This is a genomic window from Vogesella facilis (genome assembly GCF_042648525.1).
Lineage (GTDB): Bacteria > Pseudomonadota > Gammaproteobacteria > Burkholderiales > Chromobacteriaceae > Vogesella > Vogesella facilis.
The window spans coordinates 15,206-31,463 of sequence record NZ_JBHRXN010000010.1 but is presented as its reverse complement, the minus strand read 5'-3'; the positions used below and the strand labels follow the sequence as shown (position 1 = coordinate 31,463).

At 67.0% G+C, this 16,258-nt stretch carries 16 protein-coding genes; 9 read left to right on the top strand and 7 right to left on the bottom strand.

Translation table 11 applies throughout. The annotated features are described in order from the left end of the window. The first annotated feature begins 122 nt into the window (after window positions 1-122). The gene (locus ACFOLG_RS04235; protein WP_386088740.1) at window positions 123-851 is read left to right on the top strand and encodes a 16S rRNA (uracil(1498)-N(3))-methyltransferase; all 729 of its coding nucleotides are present in this window, start codon (window positions 123-125) and stop codon (window positions 849-851) included. A 101-nt stretch (window positions 852-952) separates the two neighbouring features. After that, complete coding sequence (locus ACFOLG_RS04230) at window positions 953-1,555, top strand: DUF1294 domain-containing protein (protein WP_386088738.1); 603 nt, start codon at window positions 953-955, stop codon at window positions 1,553-1,555. Here the strand turns inward: ACFOLG_RS04230 and ACFOLG_RS04225 are convergent, their stop codons facing one another. The 4 genes from ACFOLG_RS04225 to ACFOLG_RS04210 all read right to left on the bottom strand — a co-directional run bounded on the left by ACFOLG_RS04225 (window position 1,556) and on the right by ACFOLG_RS04210 (window position 3,823). After that, window positions 1,556-1,876, bottom strand: a complete 321-nt coding sequence (locus ACFOLG_RS04225; RefSeq protein ID WP_386089316.1) for a hypothetical protein — start codon at window positions 1,874-1,876, stop codon at window positions 1,556-1,558. It lies immediately after the preceding gene. A gap of 18 nt (window positions 1,877-1,894) precedes the next feature. After that, window positions 1,895-2,563, bottom strand: coding sequence for an LD-carboxypeptidase (locus ACFOLG_RS04220; protein WP_386088736.1), 669 nt, complete (start codon window positions 2,561-2,563; stop codon window positions 1,895-1,897). Between the two features lie 147 nt (window positions 2,564-2,710). Further along, the gene (locus ACFOLG_RS04215) at window positions 2,711-3,490 is read right to left on the bottom strand and encodes a glycosyltransferase family 2 protein (protein WP_386088734.1); all 780 of its coding nucleotides are present in this window, start codon (window positions 3,488-3,490) and stop codon (window positions 2,711-2,713) included. Between the two features lie 21 nt (window positions 3,491-3,511). Next, window positions 3,512-3,823 carry a hypothetical protein gene (locus ACFOLG_RS04210; RefSeq protein ID WP_386088731.1) on the bottom strand — a complete coding sequence of 104 codons (312 nt, stop codon included), beginning with the start codon at window positions 3,821-3,823 and terminating at the stop codon, window positions 3,512-3,514. A 174-nt stretch (window positions 3,824-3,997) separates the two neighbouring features. Between ACFOLG_RS04210 and waaC the strand changes: the two genes are divergently transcribed. Beyond that, complete coding sequence (gene waaC / locus ACFOLG_RS04205; protein WP_386088729.1) at window positions 3,998-4,957, top strand: lipopolysaccharide heptosyltransferase I; 960 nt, start codon at window positions 3,998-4,000, stop codon at window positions 4,955-4,957. Beyond that, window positions 4,954-6,210: a lipid IV(A) 3-deoxy-D-manno-octulosonic acid transferase gene (waaA, locus tag ACFOLG_RS04200; RefSeq protein ID WP_386088727.1), complete on the top strand. Its 1,257-nt coding sequence runs from the start codon at window positions 4,954-4,956 to the stop codon at window positions 6,208-6,210. Before waaC ends, waaA begins: the two co-directional genes overlap by 4 nt. A gap of 244 nt (window positions 6,211-6,454) precedes the next feature. Here waaA and ggt read toward each other — a convergent pair whose 3' ends face one another. From ggt to ACFOLG_RS04185, 3 genes are all read right to left on the bottom strand, one after another. After that, complete coding sequence (ggt, locus tag ACFOLG_RS04195; protein ID WP_386088724.1) at window positions 6,455-8,215, bottom strand: gamma-glutamyltransferase; 1,761 nt, start codon at window positions 8,213-8,215, stop codon at window positions 6,455-6,457. A gap of 538 nt (window positions 8,216-8,753) precedes the next feature. Then, a complete protein-coding gene (locus ACFOLG_RS04190; protein ID WP_386088722.1) occupies window positions 8,754-9,371 on the bottom strand; it encodes a hypothetical protein in 618 nt (205 codons plus the stop codon). 37 nt (window positions 9,372-9,408) lie between these two features. Continuing rightward, window positions 9,409-10,287, bottom strand: a complete 879-nt coding sequence (locus ACFOLG_RS04185; RefSeq protein WP_386088720.1) for a D-hexose-6-phosphate mutarotase — start codon at window positions 10,285-10,287, stop codon at window positions 9,409-9,411. Between the two features lie 250 nt (window positions 10,288-10,537). On the opposite strand from ACFOLG_RS04185, the gene ACFOLG_RS04180 reads away from it, so the two are divergent. From ACFOLG_RS04180 to hutU, 5 genes are all read left to right on the top strand, one after another. Further along, a complete protein-coding gene (locus tag ACFOLG_RS04180; RefSeq protein WP_386088718.1) occupies window positions 10,538-11,239 on the top strand; it encodes a dienelactone hydrolase family protein in 702 nt (233 codons plus the stop codon). Window positions 11,240-11,311: 72 nt separating this feature from the next. Further along, window positions 11,312-12,040, top strand: a complete 729-nt coding sequence (gene hutC / locus ACFOLG_RS04175; RefSeq protein ID WP_386088716.1) for a histidine utilization repressor — start codon at window positions 11,312-11,314, stop codon at window positions 12,038-12,040. A 214-nt stretch (window positions 12,041-12,254) separates the two neighbouring features. Next, window positions 12,255-13,487: an imidazolonepropionase gene (gene hutI / locus ACFOLG_RS04170; protein WP_386088714.1), complete on the top strand. Its 1,233-nt coding sequence runs from the start codon at window positions 12,255-12,257 to the stop codon at window positions 13,485-13,487. A 15-nt stretch (window positions 13,488-13,502) separates the two neighbouring features. Then, window positions 13,503-14,423, top strand: a complete 921-nt coding sequence (gene hutG / locus ACFOLG_RS04165) for a formimidoylglutamase (RefSeq protein ID WP_386088711.1) — start codon at window positions 13,503-13,505, stop codon at window positions 14,421-14,423. Window positions 14,424-14,510: 87 nt separating this feature from the next. Continuing rightward, entirely contained in the window at window positions 14,511-16,199 is a 1,689-nt protein-coding gene (hutU, locus tag ACFOLG_RS04160) for a urocanate hydratase (protein ID WP_386088709.1), read from the top strand. Window positions 16,200-16,258: the final 59 nt, after the last annotated feature.

The following is a 16,258-nucleotide window of genomic DNA, read 5'->3' as shown; positions in this document are numbered from 1 at the left end:
GCCGCGGCGGGTAGCCGCGGCAGCGCTGGCGGCCCGGATGCGGGCCCTGCTGCACGCCGTGGTTGTTGCATCTGCAGCAAAACAAGCAAAATACCGTCATCGACAGTTACGGGCAACACGCAATGCCAAGGTTTTTCATCGACGCTGTGTTGACCACGGCAGAACAGTACGCGCTGCCGGCCGAGGTGGTGCGCCACATCCAGGTGCTGCGCCTGCGCGAGGGCGACGCCATCACCCTGTTCAACGGCCGCGGTGGCGAATATCAGGCCACCCTCGACAGTATCGGCAAGCGCGACGCCAGTTGCAGCATCGCGCGTTTCGACGACATCAGCCGCGAGTCGCCGCTGTGGCTGGGGCTGGCGCAGGCCATCTCCAGCGGCGACCGCATGGAGTTCACGCTGCAGAAGGGGGTGGAAATGGGGGTCAGCGCGTTCCAGCCGCTGGCCACCGAGCGCAGCATCGTCAAGCTGGCCGGCGAGCGTGCCGACAAGCGCGTACAGCGCTGGCAGGAGATCGTGATCGCCGCCTGCGAGCAGAGCGGGCGCAATGTGATACCCGAGGTGCGCCCCATCCTCACGCTGAAGCAATGGTTGGCCGTCTTGCCGCCGGCCGATGCCCATTTGCTGCTGTCGCCGCTGGGCAGCCGCCGGCTGGCCGATATTGCCAGCCAGCCCACCGCGGCATGGCTGCTGGCCGGGCCGGAAGGCGGGCTGTCCGCTGGCGAGGAGAGCAGCGCCATCGCCGCCGGCTGCACGCCGCTGAAACTCGGTCCGCGCATCCTGCGCACCGAAACCGCCGCGCTGGCCGCTGTCGGCGCCATGCAGACGGTGTGGGGCGACTACAGCGTGTAAACGCCCGGCCGCGCGACAGCGGCCGGCGCCATCAAAACATTTGTCATAAATGCTGTTTGTATAGAAAATACCGTGGTGTTCAACAGTAACCCCTTACAAACATGCGCTTACAGGGCAGGCTACATAACTGGCATGACGATCTGGGCATCGGCTTTGTCAGCCCGATGGACGGCAGCAAGCCTGCCTATGTGCAACGGCGCGCCTTCAGCCGCCTGCACCATACGCCCCGCAACGGCGATGTGCTGAGCTACTGCGTGAGCCGGGATCCGCAGGGCCGCCTCACCGCGCTGGACATCCGCCAGCAGGAAGTCCGCCTGCCCGGCCGCTCGCGGCTGCGGCCGGCACCGCCGCCACGGCGCCAGCGCGGCGTACCGGCGCTACTGTTGCTGTTTGCCGTGCTGCTGGGCGGCGTCAGCGTGCTGGGCTACCTGCCGGCCGGCGTCGCCGTGTTCTACCTGCTGCAGAGCCTGCTGACCTACGCCGTCTACGCCCACGACAAACGCGCCGCGCAGCAACAGCGCTGGCGCATCCGCGAAAATACCCTGCACCTGCTGGCGCTGCTGGGCGGCTGGCCCGGCGCCTTGCTGGCGCAACAGCGGCTGCGCCACAAATCCAGCAAGCCGGGCTTCCAATGGCGCTACAAGGCCACCATTGCGGCCAACCTTGGCCTGTTGTGCTGGCTGCAATACAGCATCGGCCGCTGATTACCCTGCCGCCCGCGGTAGCGGGTGGCACTGCTGCAACAACGCCGTCCCCTCACTGACCTCCAGCCGCGCCCAGGCGCCATTCAACAGGCACCACTGCGGCGGCACATGGCCGATATCGGCATCCAGCACCACCGGGCAGGCCAGCCCGGCCAATGCCTGCTGCACCGCAGCCTGGTAATCCAGCTCGCCGTCAGCCATCGCATCCGGCCCGCTGCTGCGCCCCAACACCAGCCCGGCCAGACCATCGAACACGCCAGCCAGCCGCATGCCGAGCAGCGCCCGCATCAGCTCGCAGGGCGCTAGCTCGCAATTTTCCAGATACAGCAGCGCCGGCTGTTACTTGAAAGCCGTCAGATCGAAATACGGCGTGCCCACCAGCCGCGACAGCACATCCAGGCAGCCGCCGATCAGCCGCCCCGCCATTACGGCGCTTGTAGCGCCCAGTACGCGCACGCGGCTGCTTTCCGTCACCAAAGGGTCACCAAAACGCCAAAAGCGCTTGGCGGCCCTTTGCTGCGGCGGCAAGCCGTAGCGCCAGCTATGCCACAGCGCCTGCATTTCCTGTTGCCGTGCCGGCTCACTCAGGTCGAACACATTGGGAGAATGCAGCGTGGCCCAGCCGGCACGCAGCGTCAGCGGCACTGCCAGCGTCGAAATATCGGAAAAACCGCACAGCCACTTGGGCGCCAAGCCGGCCAGGCGGGAAAAATCGATGCCGGGCAAGAGCTGCATCGCCAGCTCGCCACCCCACGGCGGCAGGATGGCGCGGATGGTCGGGTCGTACAGGAAACGCTGCAGATCCGCCAGCCGTTCGGCAGCGCTGCCGCTGGCGCCGTGCTGTTGCCGGCGCAGCGTGGCGCCTTCCAGTACCTGGAAACCGGCGGCGCGCAGTGCCTGCAGCGAGGCATCCAGCCGGCCCTGCAGCAGCGCGGGAACGCCGGAGGACACCGCGCAGACGGCGATGCGGTCACCGGGCTGCAATGGGGCAGGAAAACGTATCGTCATGCTCGCCGCTGTGGATAAAGGTTGGCCGCAGCGGCCTGTCGGCGGCAGCGGGTAAAAAAGGCGGAATCAGCCCATCCGCCGCCGGCGGTGGTCACCGCCTGTGGATAAGTGTGGCGGCGGCGCCCAGGCTGCCGCTGCCGGCGTTGCTCAGCGTTCCGCGGCCTGTTTGGCCAAGCGCTGCAGCTCAATCAGCTTGGCGTATTTGCTGTAGCTGTTAAAGCAACCAATGCTGATGTGGACAAAACCGGGCAGGCCATCGCGAAAACCCTGTCTTGCCAGGTAGAACTTCACGAAGCGCAGCAGCGGGCTGAACAGCAGCTTGCCAATCCCCGCGGTTTTCCCGCGTTGATACAGGCTTTCCGCCTGCAAGCTGGTGTAGCGGTTCTGCTTGCTCAGGTACAGCGCGATGTCCTCGCCCGATTCATGCATCAGGTCGCCGGCCACGGTGCCGACCAGGCCGTGGCTGTGCACATATTCATGCACCAGGTCGTCCGACCAGCCGGCGCGGCGGCGGTCGAACAGCCGCAGGCTGTAATCCGGGTAGCCCTCGCCAAACTGCAGGAAGCGGCCCATGAACTTGTTGCTGCGCGCGAAGCGCCAGGCGCCGCTAGCGGCCAGCCGCTGCTGGTCTGCCAGCAAGTGCTTGATTTCACTGGCCAGTTTTTCCGACAGCCATTCATCCGCATCCAGGCACAACACCCAATCGTGGCTGGCCTGCGCCACCGCAAACTGCTTCTGCGGACCAAAACCCAGCCAGTCCTGGTGGATAACTTTGGCCTTATAGGCAGAAGCTATTGCCAATGTACTGTCGCTGCTACCGGAATCCACCACCACGATCTCGTCGGCAAAAGCACAGCTTTGCAGACACTTCTCCAGTAGTGCCTCTGCGTTTTTGGTAATGAGCACCAGGCTTAGCGGTTCAGACATATTTCTAATGTTGTCCAATTTTTAAAAAGATGAAGACAGATGAAGGCTGCCGCTGTCTGTGGATAAACCGTTTTTCAGTTTTGTTTTCAGGATGTTACTGCCGCCTGCAAGCTGTGTTGCCACGCAGGGATGGCTGGTGCAGCAGTTGTGGATAGTTTTACGCTTTTTCTGCAGAACGCAGTTGTCCACATGCTGAGCGTGCAGTGTTCCACCCGGGCTGTGCAGCACTGTTTTTTGCACTGCCGCCGTTGCTGTCATCCTGCTGTTCTCTTTTTTCCCGTATTTATATTGAAGATAAAGATAAAGACGGCAAAAAATGTGGATAACAGTCAAAAACCTTGACCTGACAGTAGCTTAGCTTGTTGATGAGCGGTGGGTTACTACTACCGGCAGTGTGCTGAGCAGTTGTGGGTAAATATCGCGTTTCTTATCCACAGCGGCTTATCCACAAATGCTGCGGGGCGATTTTACTTGGTTAACCACAGGCCCGCTCGTACAATCCGGCGCATGCAAAACCTCCTGTTATTGCGCACTTCCTCGATGGGAGACCTGATCCACACCTTTCCGGCACTGTCCGACCTGGCGCGCGCCCGCCCGGATGTCGCGGTCAGCTGGCTGGCAGAAGAAGCCTTTGTGGATATCCCCGGCCTGCACCCGCAGGTCACGCGCACCATTGCCATTGCCTGGCGCCGCTGGCGCAAACACCTGCTGCAACGCCGCACCTGGTGCGAGATCGCCGGCCTGCGTCGCACCCTCGGCGCCACGCGCTGGGATCTGGTGCTGGACGCGCAGGGCCTGCTGAAAAGCGCGCTGCCGGGCAAGCTGGCCAACGGCCCGCTGGCCGGCTACGACGCCGCCAGCATCCGCGAGCCGCTGGCCAGCCGCTTCTACCAGCGCCGCTACCCGGTCAGCCGCCAGCTGTCGGCCATCGAACGCAATCGCCAGCTGTTCGCCGCCGCCTTTGGCTATCAGTACAGCGGCGCGCCGGTGTTCGGCATCCGCGCCGGGGCGCGCCCCGACTGGCTGCCGAGCGCGCCGTACTGGGTGCTGCTGCACGCCACCAGCCGCGACAGCAAGCTGTGGCCGGAGGCGCACTGGCAGGCGCTGGCGCATGCGCTGCAGGCACAGGGCCTGGCGACGGTGATTCCGTGGGGCAATGCGCAGGAACAGCAGCGCGCGCAAAGCTTGGCCGCCGCCATTCCCGGCGCGCTGGTGGCGCCGAAAATGCGGCTGCGTGACGCCGCCGCCATGCTCGGCCATGCCGCGGCGGTGGTGGGGGTGGATACCGGCCTCACCCACCTGGCCAATGCGCTGGATGTGCCGCTGGTGGCGATCTACACCGATACCGACCCGGCGCTGACCGGGGTGGTGGAAACCGCGCGTGCGGCCAACATCGGCCATGCCGGGGTGATTCCGGCGGTGGACGCGGTGCTGGCGGTGCTGGCGCGCTGCCGGGGCGCGGCGTGATCGCGCGCCTTGCCTACCGCGCGCTGTGGCCGCTGCTCACGCCGCTGCTGAAACGCTATCTAAGGAAGCGCGCACGGCAGGCACCGGCCTATCTCGAGCACTGGGATGAACGCTTCGGCCGCGATCTGCCGCGCAGTACCGGCGGCGAGGTGATCTGGCTGCACGCGGTATCGGTGGGCGAGACCCGCGCCGCGCTGCCGCTGGTAAAACTGCTGCGCCAGCAGTATCCGGCCGCGCGGCTGGTGATCACCCAGATGACGCCCACCGGCCGCGCCACTGCGCTGGAGCTGTACCCGGAGGCGGAAATCCGCTACCTGCCGTATGACCGCGCCGGCAGCGTGCGCCGCTTCATCGCCGCGCTGCGGCCGCGTTTCGGCGTGCTGATGGAAACCGAGCTGTGGCCCAATCTGCTGCACGCCTGCCGCGACGCCGGCGTGCCGCTGTTCCTGCTCAATGCGCGGCTATCGGAAAAATCGCTGCGCGGCTATCGCCGCATCGGGCCGTTGATCCGCCCGGCGCTGCGCGCGCTGAGCGCGGTGGCGGCACAGAGCGAGGCCGATGCCGAACGGCTGCGGCAGCTGGGTGCGGCCAACGTTCGCGTGTGTGGCAACAGCAAGTACGATTTCACCCCGCCGGCGGAGCAGCTGGCCTTGGGGCAGGCCTTCCGCCAGCGCATCGGCCAGCGCCCGGTGTGGGTGTGCGCCAGCACCCGCGACGGCGAGGAGGCGTTGATCCTGCAGGCGTGGCAGGCGGCGCCGCGCGGCGATGCACTGCTGCTGATCGTGCCGCGCCATCCGGAGCGCTTCGATAACGTGGCAACGTTGGCCGCAGATATGGGCTTCGCCGTGCAGCGGCGCAGCGACGGGCTGCCGCTGGCCGCCACGACCGATGTCTGGCTGGGCGACAGCATGGGCGAGCTGTTCGCCTACTATGCCGCCGCCGATGTGGCCTTCGTCGGTGGCTCGCTGCTGGATTTCGGCGCGCAGAACCTGATCGAGCCGGCCAGCGTCGGCCTGCCGGTGCTGCTCGGCCCATCCACCTACAACTTCGCCGAGGCTGCCAGCCTGGCGCTGGCCGCCGGCGCGGCGCGCCAGGTCAGCGATGCCGCCGCGCTGGTGGCGGCGGCGTTGGTGCTGCTGCAGGATGCGCCGGCCCGCCAGGCGATGCGCGCGGCCGGGCTGGCGTTCACCGCGCAGCACCGCGGCGCCAGCCAGCGCATGCTGCAGCTGATCGCCGGCCAGCTGGCGGGCTAGCCGGGGGCAAGGCGGCAAGTCCGCGCCGGCTGCCGCCGGTCAAGCAAGCGGCAGCCGTGCCGCGCGCTAAACCTTCAAGACCGTCCAGGCAGGCCGGTGCTGCCCGCCGCGCTACCGGACGGCATACCCACAGTATTTCGCTCCGCACAGCAAACAGCCCTGCCAGCGTCGGCTGACAGGGCTGTGGCGATGGCGTTACGCGCCGCTGCGGCGAGCGGCAGCGCTATGCCGCGCTGCGGCGTGCTCAGTAGCCCAGCGTGGCGCCATCCGGGTTACGCGGGTCGGAGTAGCCATACAGGCCGTCGTCGCGCAGCTGGATGGTCTGGGTGCGGCCCATGGTCGGCTTCACCGCCACCTTGTAGCCCTGCTGTTGCAGGATCGCCAGCGTGTCCGGGCTCAGGCCTTTCTCCACGCGCAGCTCGTCCGGCAGCCACTGGTGATGCACGCGCGGCGTCGAGGCCGCTTCGGCCGGGTTCATGCCGAAGTCGATGGCGTTGACGATGGTCTGCAGCGTGGTGGTGATGATGCGCGCGCCGCCCGGGCTGCCGGTCACCAGCCACGGCTTGCCGTTCTTCAGCACCAGCGTCGGCGACATCGACGACAGCGGACGCTTGCCCGGCTGGATGGCGTTGGCCTCGCCGCCGATCAGGCCGTAGGCGTTCGGCACGCCCGGCTTGGCCGAGAAGTCGTCCATCTCGTCGTTGAGCAGGATGCCGGTGCCCTTGGCGACGATGCCGCTGCCGAAGTTCAGGTTCAGCGTGTAGGTCACCGCCACCGCGTTGCCCTTGGCGTCGACGATAGAGTAGTGCGTGGTCTGGTCGCTCTCATACGGCTGCGGCTTGCCCGGCTTGATGGCGGCGGCCGGCAGCACCTTGACCGGGTCGATCTTCTGCGCCAGCTCGTTGGCGTACTGCTTCGAGGTCAGCCCCTTCACCGGCACCTTGACGAAGCCCGGGTCGCCCAGGTACTCGGCGCGGTCGGCGTAGGCCAGCTTCATCGCCTCGGCCATCTGGTGAATGGTCTGCGCGCTGTTCACGCCGTACTGCGCCAGCGGGTAGCGCTCCAGCATGTTGAGGATCTGGATGATGTGGGTGCCGCCCGAACTCGGCGGCGGCATCGACACCACCTTGTAGCCGCGGTAGTCGCCGCTCACCGGCGCGCGTTCCTCGACCTTGTAGTTCTTCAGATCGTCCTTGCCGATCAGGCCGCCGTGCTGCGCCATCTCGGCCACGATCTTGTCGCCGATCTCGCCCTGGTAGAACACCTTGCTGCCATGCTTGGCGATCAGCCGCAGCGACTTGGCCAGGTCCTTCTGCACCAGCTTGTCGCCCAGCTGCAGCGGGCGACCGTTCTTGAAGAAGATGGCGCGCGTGCTGTCCCACTTGCCGAGGTTGTCCTTCTCCACCTCCAGCATCTTGGCCATGGTCGGGCTGACCACGAAGCCGTCCTCGGCCAGCTTGATCGCCGGCGCGATCAGCTCGGCCAGCTTCAGCGTGCCCCAGCGCTGCAGCGCGTGCTCCATGCCGGCCACCGTGCCCGGCACGCCGACCGCCAGGTGGGTGTAGGTCGAGCGGCCGTCGGCCACGTTGCCCTTGGCGTCCAGATACATGTCGCGGCTGGCCTTGGCCGGGGCGATCTCGCGGAAGTCGAGCGCCACGTCCTGGCCGCTCTTGCTGTCGTGCAGCATCATGAAGCCACCGCCGCCGAGGTTGCCGGCGTTGGGCAGCACCACCGCCAGCGCGAAGCCGACCGCTACGGCGGCATCGACGGCGTTGCCGCCGCGCTTCAGCACTTCCACGCCGATGCGGCTGGCCAGCTCGTGCTCGGCGGCCACCATGCCGTGCTTGGCATACACCGGGTGGAAGATGTCCTGATCGTAGTCGTACTTGACCACCGGCGCGGCGACCGGCGCTTCGGCCTGCGACACGAGCGGGGAAAACGCCAGCGCCAGGCCCAGGGCCACGGCACCGAGCGCGAACGGGCGACGGATACGGGAAGACTGCATGGATGATTCTCCTTTGTTGACTGCAACGGCCCGGGCATCCCAGCCGCCGGGCCGCGGGGTGGCGGGCGCGGCGACGACAGTCGGCTTGCGCCCGGTAGGCGGGCAGGCTCTGCGGCCTGCTTCTCGTGCAACCTCATCCAGCCTGCACGATTCGTGCCCGCCATGTCCTTTCCATAATTTGCGATAAGCAATTAATTTCAAAGAAATATTTTTTTAACAAAGCTGCCGGCGGTTCGGTTTTCTGTAAGCCGGGCTGGTGGCGTGCACGAAAAACCGAACGCGCAGGCGGCATGCGCCGCTGGCCGGCGGCGCGGGAAAGTCGTTGCCAGTATCGTGGCGCAAGAGGCGCAGCGACTGCGGCGTGCTGCCTTGCACGCGGTGAACAAGGCGGCCGGCGCGGCTGGGCAGCCGGCCTGTCAGGTGCGCCGGTCGGTCCGGCAGTGGCCGTCGGGCGGACGCAAAACAACCCTGCCGGCGTGGGCGGGCAGGGTTGGCGTGGGGGCGCGCCAGCATGTCTGGCGCCAGGGAGCTGGCGGCCTCAGGCCTGTTGCGGGCCGACTTCCTTGTAGATCAGCCGGCTGTCGAACAGCACCTCGCCGCTTTGCAGCTGGAACTGTGCGTCGCTGTCGGCCGCGGCGCGGTCGAACACCAGCGTGCGGCCATCGTGGCGCAGCCAGGCATGGATGGGCAGGTTCTGGAAGCGGCCGACGATGTCGGCGGATTTCTCCACCGACTCGCTGTCGGCCAGCAGGCGGCTGGTGAGCTGGCTTACCGCCTCTTTCACCTGCTCCGGGTCCAGCGCTTCCACCAGCTGGCGTGCGCGCTGCCACTGCGGCTGCTGGCGGAACAGCTTGAGCTGGCGCCGCGCGCCCCAGCGCAGCAGCCAGCGGTACAGGAACACCGGCAGCTGCACCGGGAACACCCGCTTGTAGGCATCGATCACGCACTTCACCACGAAGCGGTGCTGGCAGTGCGGGCACTCGCCGTCGGCCAGTACGAACACCTTGTCCTGCAGCAGCATCGCCACCCCTTGCATGGCGTTGGCCTTCACCAGCTGCTGGCAGTGCGGGCAGGGCTTGGCGAAACGGCTGACGGTGGCGCCGTTGGGGTAGGTGATGGGAAAGAACCGGTCCAGCCGGTCGGGTTGCATCATCATTGCTGCAGATCTCGATAAAGCGGGTTCAAGGCGGCGATTATAGCGCCAGTAACTGCAGCTGCTGCCGCAGCGTGTGGCTGGCGCCCGGCGCCAGCAGGCGGGCGTCGCTGCCGGCATTGGCCGCCTCCACGCACAGGAAGCGCTGCCAGCCGTCGTCCGGCAGGTCGGCCATGTTGGCCGCACCCTGCTGCCACGGCGTCCACACCACGGTGCTGGCCGAGCCACTGCTGCTGATGGCGATGCGCCGCTGCCAGCCGGGGTCGTGCAGCTGGCACGGGCCGGCGGCGGCGACGATGGCATCGGTGGCGGCGGTAAATCGCCACGGCTGCGCCGGCAGGGTGGCATGTTCGGCGCGCAGCTTGTCGTGGTAGCCGGCGCCTTCCAGCCCGGAGAGGTGGATGTCGCGCAGATCGCTCACCGCCAGGTAGCTGTGCAGCGCGGCGCTGACGCTGGCCGGCTCGTTGCCCAGGTTGCGGCTGGTGAGCGCGATGTCCACGCCGGGGCCCAGCTGCAGGGTGAGGCTGGCTTCCAGCGTGCTGCCATGCAATTCAGGGCGCGGCCCGGCCAGTTTCACGTGAAACCCGTCGTCGCTGCGCGCCACCGCGCTCACCGTCCACGGCGCGGTGCGCGCCACGCCGTGCTGCGGCTGGCCGGCATCCTGCGGGTGGGCGCCGAACCACGGCCAGCACAGCGGCACGCCGCCGCGTATCGCCTTGCCGTCTTCAAAACGGCTCTGCGGCGACAGGTACAACAGCGGCTGGCCGCCAGTGGGGGTGAAATCCAGCAGCTGGCCGCCGTACAGGCTCAGGGTGGCGCTGAACGCCGGGTGCTGGAAGGCGAGGCCGGGCAGGCCGGGGGCAATGTCGATGGCGCGGACGCCCGGCGGGAGCAGATCGGGGTGGACTGGGTGGGACATGATGACATCCTTGCTGGCACTTTTTGTCATGCGGTGCATCTGAACACTGCGCTGCGCGCCACCCCGCTTTGCAGGGCGGGCGCTTCGGTTCGCGGCGCTGAATACCGGCTGCCTGGTTCAGACCATTCTGCGGCGCCGTCGTTCGGCCGCCGCCGGCACCTTTATCTATTGCTGCCGGCTACAATGCAGCAGTTGCCGCCACATTGCCAGTAGCACCCGCCTGCGGCCAACCTGTATAGGAGCATCAACCGTGAATTCTCGCTGGATCGATCTGCCCACCGCGCAAGGTGACACCTTTTCCGGCTACCTGGCGTTGCCGCCAGCCGGCCACGGCCCCGGCATCGTGCTGGTGCAGGAAATCTGGGGCGTGAACGAGCATATCCGCGCGCTGGCCGAGCAGTACGCGCTGGACGGCTACGTGGTGCTGGCGCCGGACGTGTTCTGGCGCCTGGCACCGCGGGTGGATCTGGCCTACGACGATGCCGGCAGCCAGCAGGCCTTCGGCTACTACCAGCAGGTGGACACCGCGCTGGCCGCCAGCGACGTAGCGGCGGCAGTTGATGCGCTGCGCGCCATGCCGCAGGTCAGCGGCAAGGTGGCCACGCTGGGTTATTGTCTGGGCGGCCAGCTGGCGTTCCGTGCCGCGGCGCTGAGCCAGGCCGATGCCGCGGTGTGCTACTACGGCGGCGGCATCCACCGCAACCTGGAGCTGGCCGAGCAGATCACCATGCCGATCCTGTTCCACTACGCGCAGCAGGACGCGCACATCACCCCGGAGCTGGTGGCGCAGGTGAAGCAGGCGTTCGCCGGCAAGGCCAATGCGCAGTTCTGCGACTACCCCGGCGTGGAGCACGGCTTCAACTGCTGGGGTCGCCCCAAGATGTACAACCAGCGTGCCGCCGCGCTGGCACATGGCCGCACGCTGCAGTTCCTGGCCGAACAGCTGGGCTGAGCTGTCGGTTCCCCACCGTTGGCCGCCGTGGTGCGGCCAACCTGTTGCCACGCTTTCCCTTACAATGCCGGCATGAGCACGCCCAAGACCGCCTCCAAGCCGCACTACCTGCGCATCCGCGACTACATCCTCGACGGCATCAAGAGCCGCAGCTTCGCCCCCGGCGCTAAGATTCCGCCCGAGGTGGAGCTGGCGCGGCAGTTCGGCGTCTCGCGCATGACGGTGAACAAGGCGATCCGCGACCTGGCCGAGGCCGGCGTGCTGCTGCGCTACGCCGGCGACGGCACCTATGTCGCCGAGCGCAAGGCGGAATCGCCGCTGCTGGACGTGAACAATATCGCCGAGGAAATCGCCACCCGCGGCCACCAGTACCGTGCGGCGGTGCACTTCGTGCGCGAGGAGGCTGCCAGCGAGGAAGTGGCGCTGCGGCTGGGGCTGGCGGTGAGCGCGGCGGTGTTCCACTCGCTGATCGTGCATTTCGAGAACGACAGCCCGATCCAGATCGAGGAACGCTACGTCAACCCGCAGTGGGCGCCGGATTACCTGCGGCAGGATTTCAGCCGTGAAACCCCCAACGCCTACCTGATGCGCACCTGCCCGCTGTCCGACGTGGAACACACGGTGGAGGCGGTGCTGCCGGCCAGCGACGAATGCCGGCTGCTGGGGGTGGACGGCAGCGACCCGTGCCTGCGCGTACTGCGCCGTACCTGGTCCGGCAAGCATCTGGTGAGTTTCGCCCGCCTGCTGCACCCGGGCGCCAAGTACAAGCTGCGCTCGCAGACGCGGGTACGCAAGCGCTGAGGGCAGCGCTGCTGGCTAAATGTATATACATTTACGCAACACTGTAAAACAGGCCACGCCAATGCGTGGCCTGTTGTTTTTTAAAGGCTTTTCCGCCACTTGCTGTTGTTGTCGTGGCCACGCCTGCCACTGCCCGGCGGAAGAAAATCCTTGACGCGCTGCTGGCGATCAACTAAATGTATATACAATTAATCGCGCAACACCGGACCGCACCATGAGCCAGCACCAAGACACCCTGTGGATCAACGCCCGCCTCGCCACCTGCGATGCCGCCGTTACCGCGCCCTACGGCGCGCTGGACGGCCATGCGCTGTGGCTGCGTGACGGCATGATCCACGCCGTGCTGCCGCAGGACGCCGCGCTGCGCGCCTTCGGCGACGGCGACTTCATCGACGCCAAGGGCGGCTGGATCACCCCCGGCTTCATCGACTGCCACACCCACCTGGTATACGGCGGCAACCGCGCCGCGGAATGGGAAAAGCGCCTGACCGGCGTGCCCTACCAGCAGATCGCGGCCGAAGGCGGCGGCATCATCTCCACCGTGCGCGCCACCCGTGGCCTGGACGAGGACGAGCTGGCGCTGGTGAGCCTGCCGCGACTGAAGGCGCTGATGAAGGAAGGCGTTACCACCATCGAGATGAAGTCCGGCTACGGCCTGACCCTGGCCGACGAACTCAAGCAGCTGCGCGCCGCGCGCCGGCTGGAAGCCGCGCTGCCGGTGGAAGTCTCCACCACGCTGCTGTCCGCCCACGCGCTGCCGCCGGAATTCGCCGGCGACGCCGATGGCTATATCCGCCACGTGTGCGAGGTGATCATCCCCGCCGCAGCGCAGGAAGACCTGGCCGAGGCGGTGGACGTGTTCTGCGAAGGCGTGGGCTTCAGCCCGGCGCAGACTCGCCAGGTATTCGAGACCGCCCGCGCCCACGGCCTGCAGGTGAAAGGCCACGTCGAACAGCTGTCCAACCTGCATGGCGCCGAGCTGGTGGCCGAGTTCGGCGGCCTGTCCGCCGACCATATCGAATTCCTGGACGACGCCGGCGTGGCTGCGCTGGCCAAGTCCGGCACCGTGGCGGTGCTGCTGCCCGGCGCCTACTACTTCCTGCGCGAAACGCAGAAACCGCCGGTGGACAAACTGCGCGCGGCCGGTGTGGCCATGGCGGTATCCACCGACCTGAACCCGGGCACCAGTCCGTTTGCCTCCATCCGGCTGGCGATGAACCAGGCTTGCGTGCTGTTCGGCCTGACACCGGAAGAAGCGCTGCTGGGCACCACCCGCCACGCTGCGCAGGCACTGGGCCGCGCGGCCACTCACGGCCGCCTGGCTGCCGGCTATGTTGCCGACCTGCTGCTGTGGGACATCGAACATCCTGCCGAGATCGTATACGGCCTCGGCACCAATCCGCTCACCCGCCGCGTGTTCCGTGGCGTGGTGCAGCACGAGGGTTAAGCAATGACTATCGACATGAGCATGTGGACCGGGCGCGTGGACGCCGCCGAGGGCGAGCTGGCCCGCCGCTGGCACCAGGCGGTACAGCCGCTGGCTGCCGGCGTGGCACCGGGCATCGCCATTCTCGGCTTTGCCTGCGACGAAGGCGTGCGCCGCAACCAGGGCCGCACCGGCGCCGTGGCTGGCCCGCTGGCCTTGCGCCGCGCACTGGCCAACCTGGCCTGGCACCCGACGCTGCCGCTGTACGACGCCGGCACCGTAGTCTGCGACGACGGCGACCTGGATGCCGCGCATCAAAGGTTGGCCGCAGCGGTAACCGCCATCGTGCAGGCCGGCCATCTGCCGCTGGTGCTGGGTGGCGGCCACGAAACCGCCTATGGCCACTGGCTGGGGCTGGCCAATGCCAGCAACGGCAAGCGCATCGGCATTGTCAACTTCGATGCCCACTTCGACCTGCGCCAGGCCGAGGAGGCCACCAGCGGCACCCCGTTCGCACAGATCGCCGCCGAATGCGCCAAGCGCGGCCACAGCTTCCGCTACCTGTGCCTGGGCGTGGCGGAAACCGCCAACACCCGCGCGCTGTTCCAGTCTGCGGCCAACCTTGGCGCCGAATGGCGACTGGACAGCGACATGACCGCCTGGCAGCTGGCCGACGCCCGCCACCAGCTGGCCGAGTTCGTCGACAGCGTGGATGCGGTGTACCTGACCATCGACCTGGACGTACTGCCGGCGGCACAGATGCCGGCGGTATCGGCCCCGGCCGGCTACGGCGTGGACATCAGCGTGGTGGAAGCGCTGGTGAGCCGCATCGCCAGGAGCGGCAAGCTGATCGGCGCCGACCTGGTGGAATTCAACCCGACATTCGATCAGGACAGCCACGGCGCCAAGGCGGCGGCGCGGCTGGCGTGGTCGATCACGCGCCAGTTGCGGCGCTGAAGCATTACCGCCGCCGGATGGAAGGCCGGGGCGGACCGAGCAGTGAACAACACCTGACAAGAGCACAACCCATTTAGGAGCACTCCCATGACTGACCCGCGTTTTGACGCCACCCGCGTAATCCATGCCCCCCGTGGCGCCGAACTGAACTGCAAGAACTGGATCGCCGAAGCGGCCTACCGCATGATCCAGAACAACCTCGACCCGGACGTCGCCGAGAACCCGCAGGCGCTGGTGGTGTACGGTGGTATCGGTCGCGCGGCGCGTAACTGGGAGTGCTACGACCAGATTCTGGCCAGCCTGAAAGAGCTGAACGAAGACGAAACCCTGCTGGTGCAATCCGGCAAGCCGGTAGGCGTGTTCAAGACCCACGCCAACGCCCCGCGCGTGCTGATCGCCAACTCCAACCTGGTGCCGAAGTGGGGCAACTGGGAACACTTCAACGAACTGGACCGCAAGGGCCTGTTCATGTACGGCCAGATGACCGCCGGCAGCTGGATCTACATCGGCTCGCAAGGCATCGTGCAGGGCACCTTCGAAACCTTCGTTGAAGCCGGCCGCCAGCACTACAACAACGATCTGTCGGGCAAGTGGATCCTCACCGCCGGCCTCGGCGGCATGGGCGGCGCCCAGCCGCTGGCCGCGACCCTGGCCGGTGCCTGCTCGCTGAACATCGAATGCCAGCAGAGCAGCATCGACTTCCGCCTGCGCACCCGCTACGTGGACAAGCAGGCCAAGGACATCGACGACGCGCTGGAACTGATCAAGTACCACACCGCGCGCAAGGAAGCCGTGTCCATCGCGCTGCTGGGCAACGCCGCCGAAATCCTGCCGGAGCTGGTGAAACGCGCCAAGGCCGGCGGCATCAAGCCGGACCTGGTAACCGACCAGACTTCCGCCCACGACCTGATCAACGGCTACCTGCCGATCGGCTGGAGCGTGGAGCAGTGGAAAGACGCGCAGACCAAGCCGGAACTGCACGCCCGCCTCACCGACGAAGCCGCCCACGGTTGCGCGGTGCACGTACAGGCGATGCTGGACTTCCAGGCCATGGGCATCCCGACCGTCGACTACGGCAACAACATCCGCCAGGTGGCGTTCGACAAGGGCGTGACTAACGCCTTCGACTTCCCGGGCTTCGTACCGGCCTACATCCGCCCGCTGTTCTGCGAAGGCAAGGGCCCGTTCCGCTGGGTAGCGCTGTCCGGCGACCCGGAAGACATCTACAAGACCGATGCCAAGATCAAGGAACTGTTCCCGGACAACAAGCACACCCACCGCTGGCTGGACATGGCGCGCGAGCGCATCAGCTTCCAGGGCCTGCCGGCGCGTATCTGCTGGCTGGGTCTGGGCGAGCGCCACCTGGCTGGCCTGGCCTTCAACGAGATGGTGAAGAACGGTGAACTGAAGGCCCCGATCGTGATCGGCCGCGACCACCTGGACACCGGCTCGGTAGCCAGCCCGAACCGCGAAACCGAAGCCATGAAGGACGGCACCGACGCCGTATCCGACTGGCCGCTCTTGAACGCGCTGCTGAACACCGCCGGCGGCGCCAGCTGGGTATCGCTGCACCACGGTGGCGGCGTGGGCATGGGCTACTCGCAGCACTCCGGCATGGTGATCGTGGCTGACGGCAGCGACGCCGCCGCCGAGCGCCTGGCTCGCGTGCTGGTGAACGACTGCGGCTCCGGCGTGATGCGCCATGCCGACGCCGGTTACGAGCAGGCCATTGCCGCCGCCAAGCGTTTCGGCCTCAAGCTGCCGATGATCAAGTAAACCCGGCCAGCCTGCGGCCAACGTTGGCCGCAGGCTGCCACTGAATTTTTTGCCGCGAC

Excerpts from the sequence above, each read along its gene's own strand:
- ACFOLG_RS04235 (WP_386088740.1), top strand. The coding sequence starts at position 123 with ATGCCAAGGTTTTTCATCGACGCTGTGTTGACCACGGCAGAACAGTAC.
- ACFOLG_RS04230 (WP_386088738.1), top strand. The coding sequence starts at position 953 with ATGCGCTTACAGGGCAGGCTACATAACTGGCATGACGATCTGGGCATC.
- ACFOLG_RS04220 (WP_386088736.1), bottom strand. The coding sequence starts at position 2,563 with ATGACGATACGTTTTCCTGCCCCATTGCAGCCCGGTGACCGCATCGCC.
- ACFOLG_RS04215 (WP_386088734.1), bottom strand. The coding sequence starts at position 3,490 with ATGTCTGAACCGCTAAGCCTGGTGCTCATTACCAAAAACGCAGAGGCA.
- waaC (WP_386088729.1), top strand. The coding sequence starts at position 3,998 with ATGCAAAACCTCCTGTTATTGCGCACTTCCTCGATGGGAGACCTGATC.
- ggt (WP_386088724.1), bottom strand. The coding sequence starts at position 8,215 with ATGCAGTCTTCCCGTATCCGTCGCCCGTTCGCGCTCGGTGCCGTGGCC.
- ACFOLG_RS04190 (WP_386088722.1), bottom strand. The coding sequence starts at position 9,371 with ATGATGATGCAACCCGACCGGCTGGACCGGTTCTTTCCCATCACCTAC.
- ACFOLG_RS04185 (WP_386088720.1), bottom strand. The coding sequence starts at position 10,287 with ATGTCCCACCCAGTCCACCCCGATCTGCTCCCGCCGGGCGTCCGCGCC.
- hutC (WP_386088716.1), top strand. The coding sequence starts at position 11,312 with ATGAGCACGCCCAAGACCGCCTCCAAGCCGCACTACCTGCGCATCCGC.
- hutI (WP_386088714.1), top strand. The coding sequence starts at position 12,255 with ATGAGCCAGCACCAAGACACCCTGTGGATCAACGCCCGCCTCGCCACC.
- hutG (WP_386088711.1), top strand. The coding sequence starts at position 13,503 with ATGAGCATGTGGACCGGGCGCGTGGACGCCGCCGAGGGCGAGCTGGCC.
- hutU (WP_386088709.1), top strand. The coding sequence starts at position 14,511 with ATGACTGACCCGCGTTTTGACGCCACCCGCGTAATCCATGCCCCCCGT.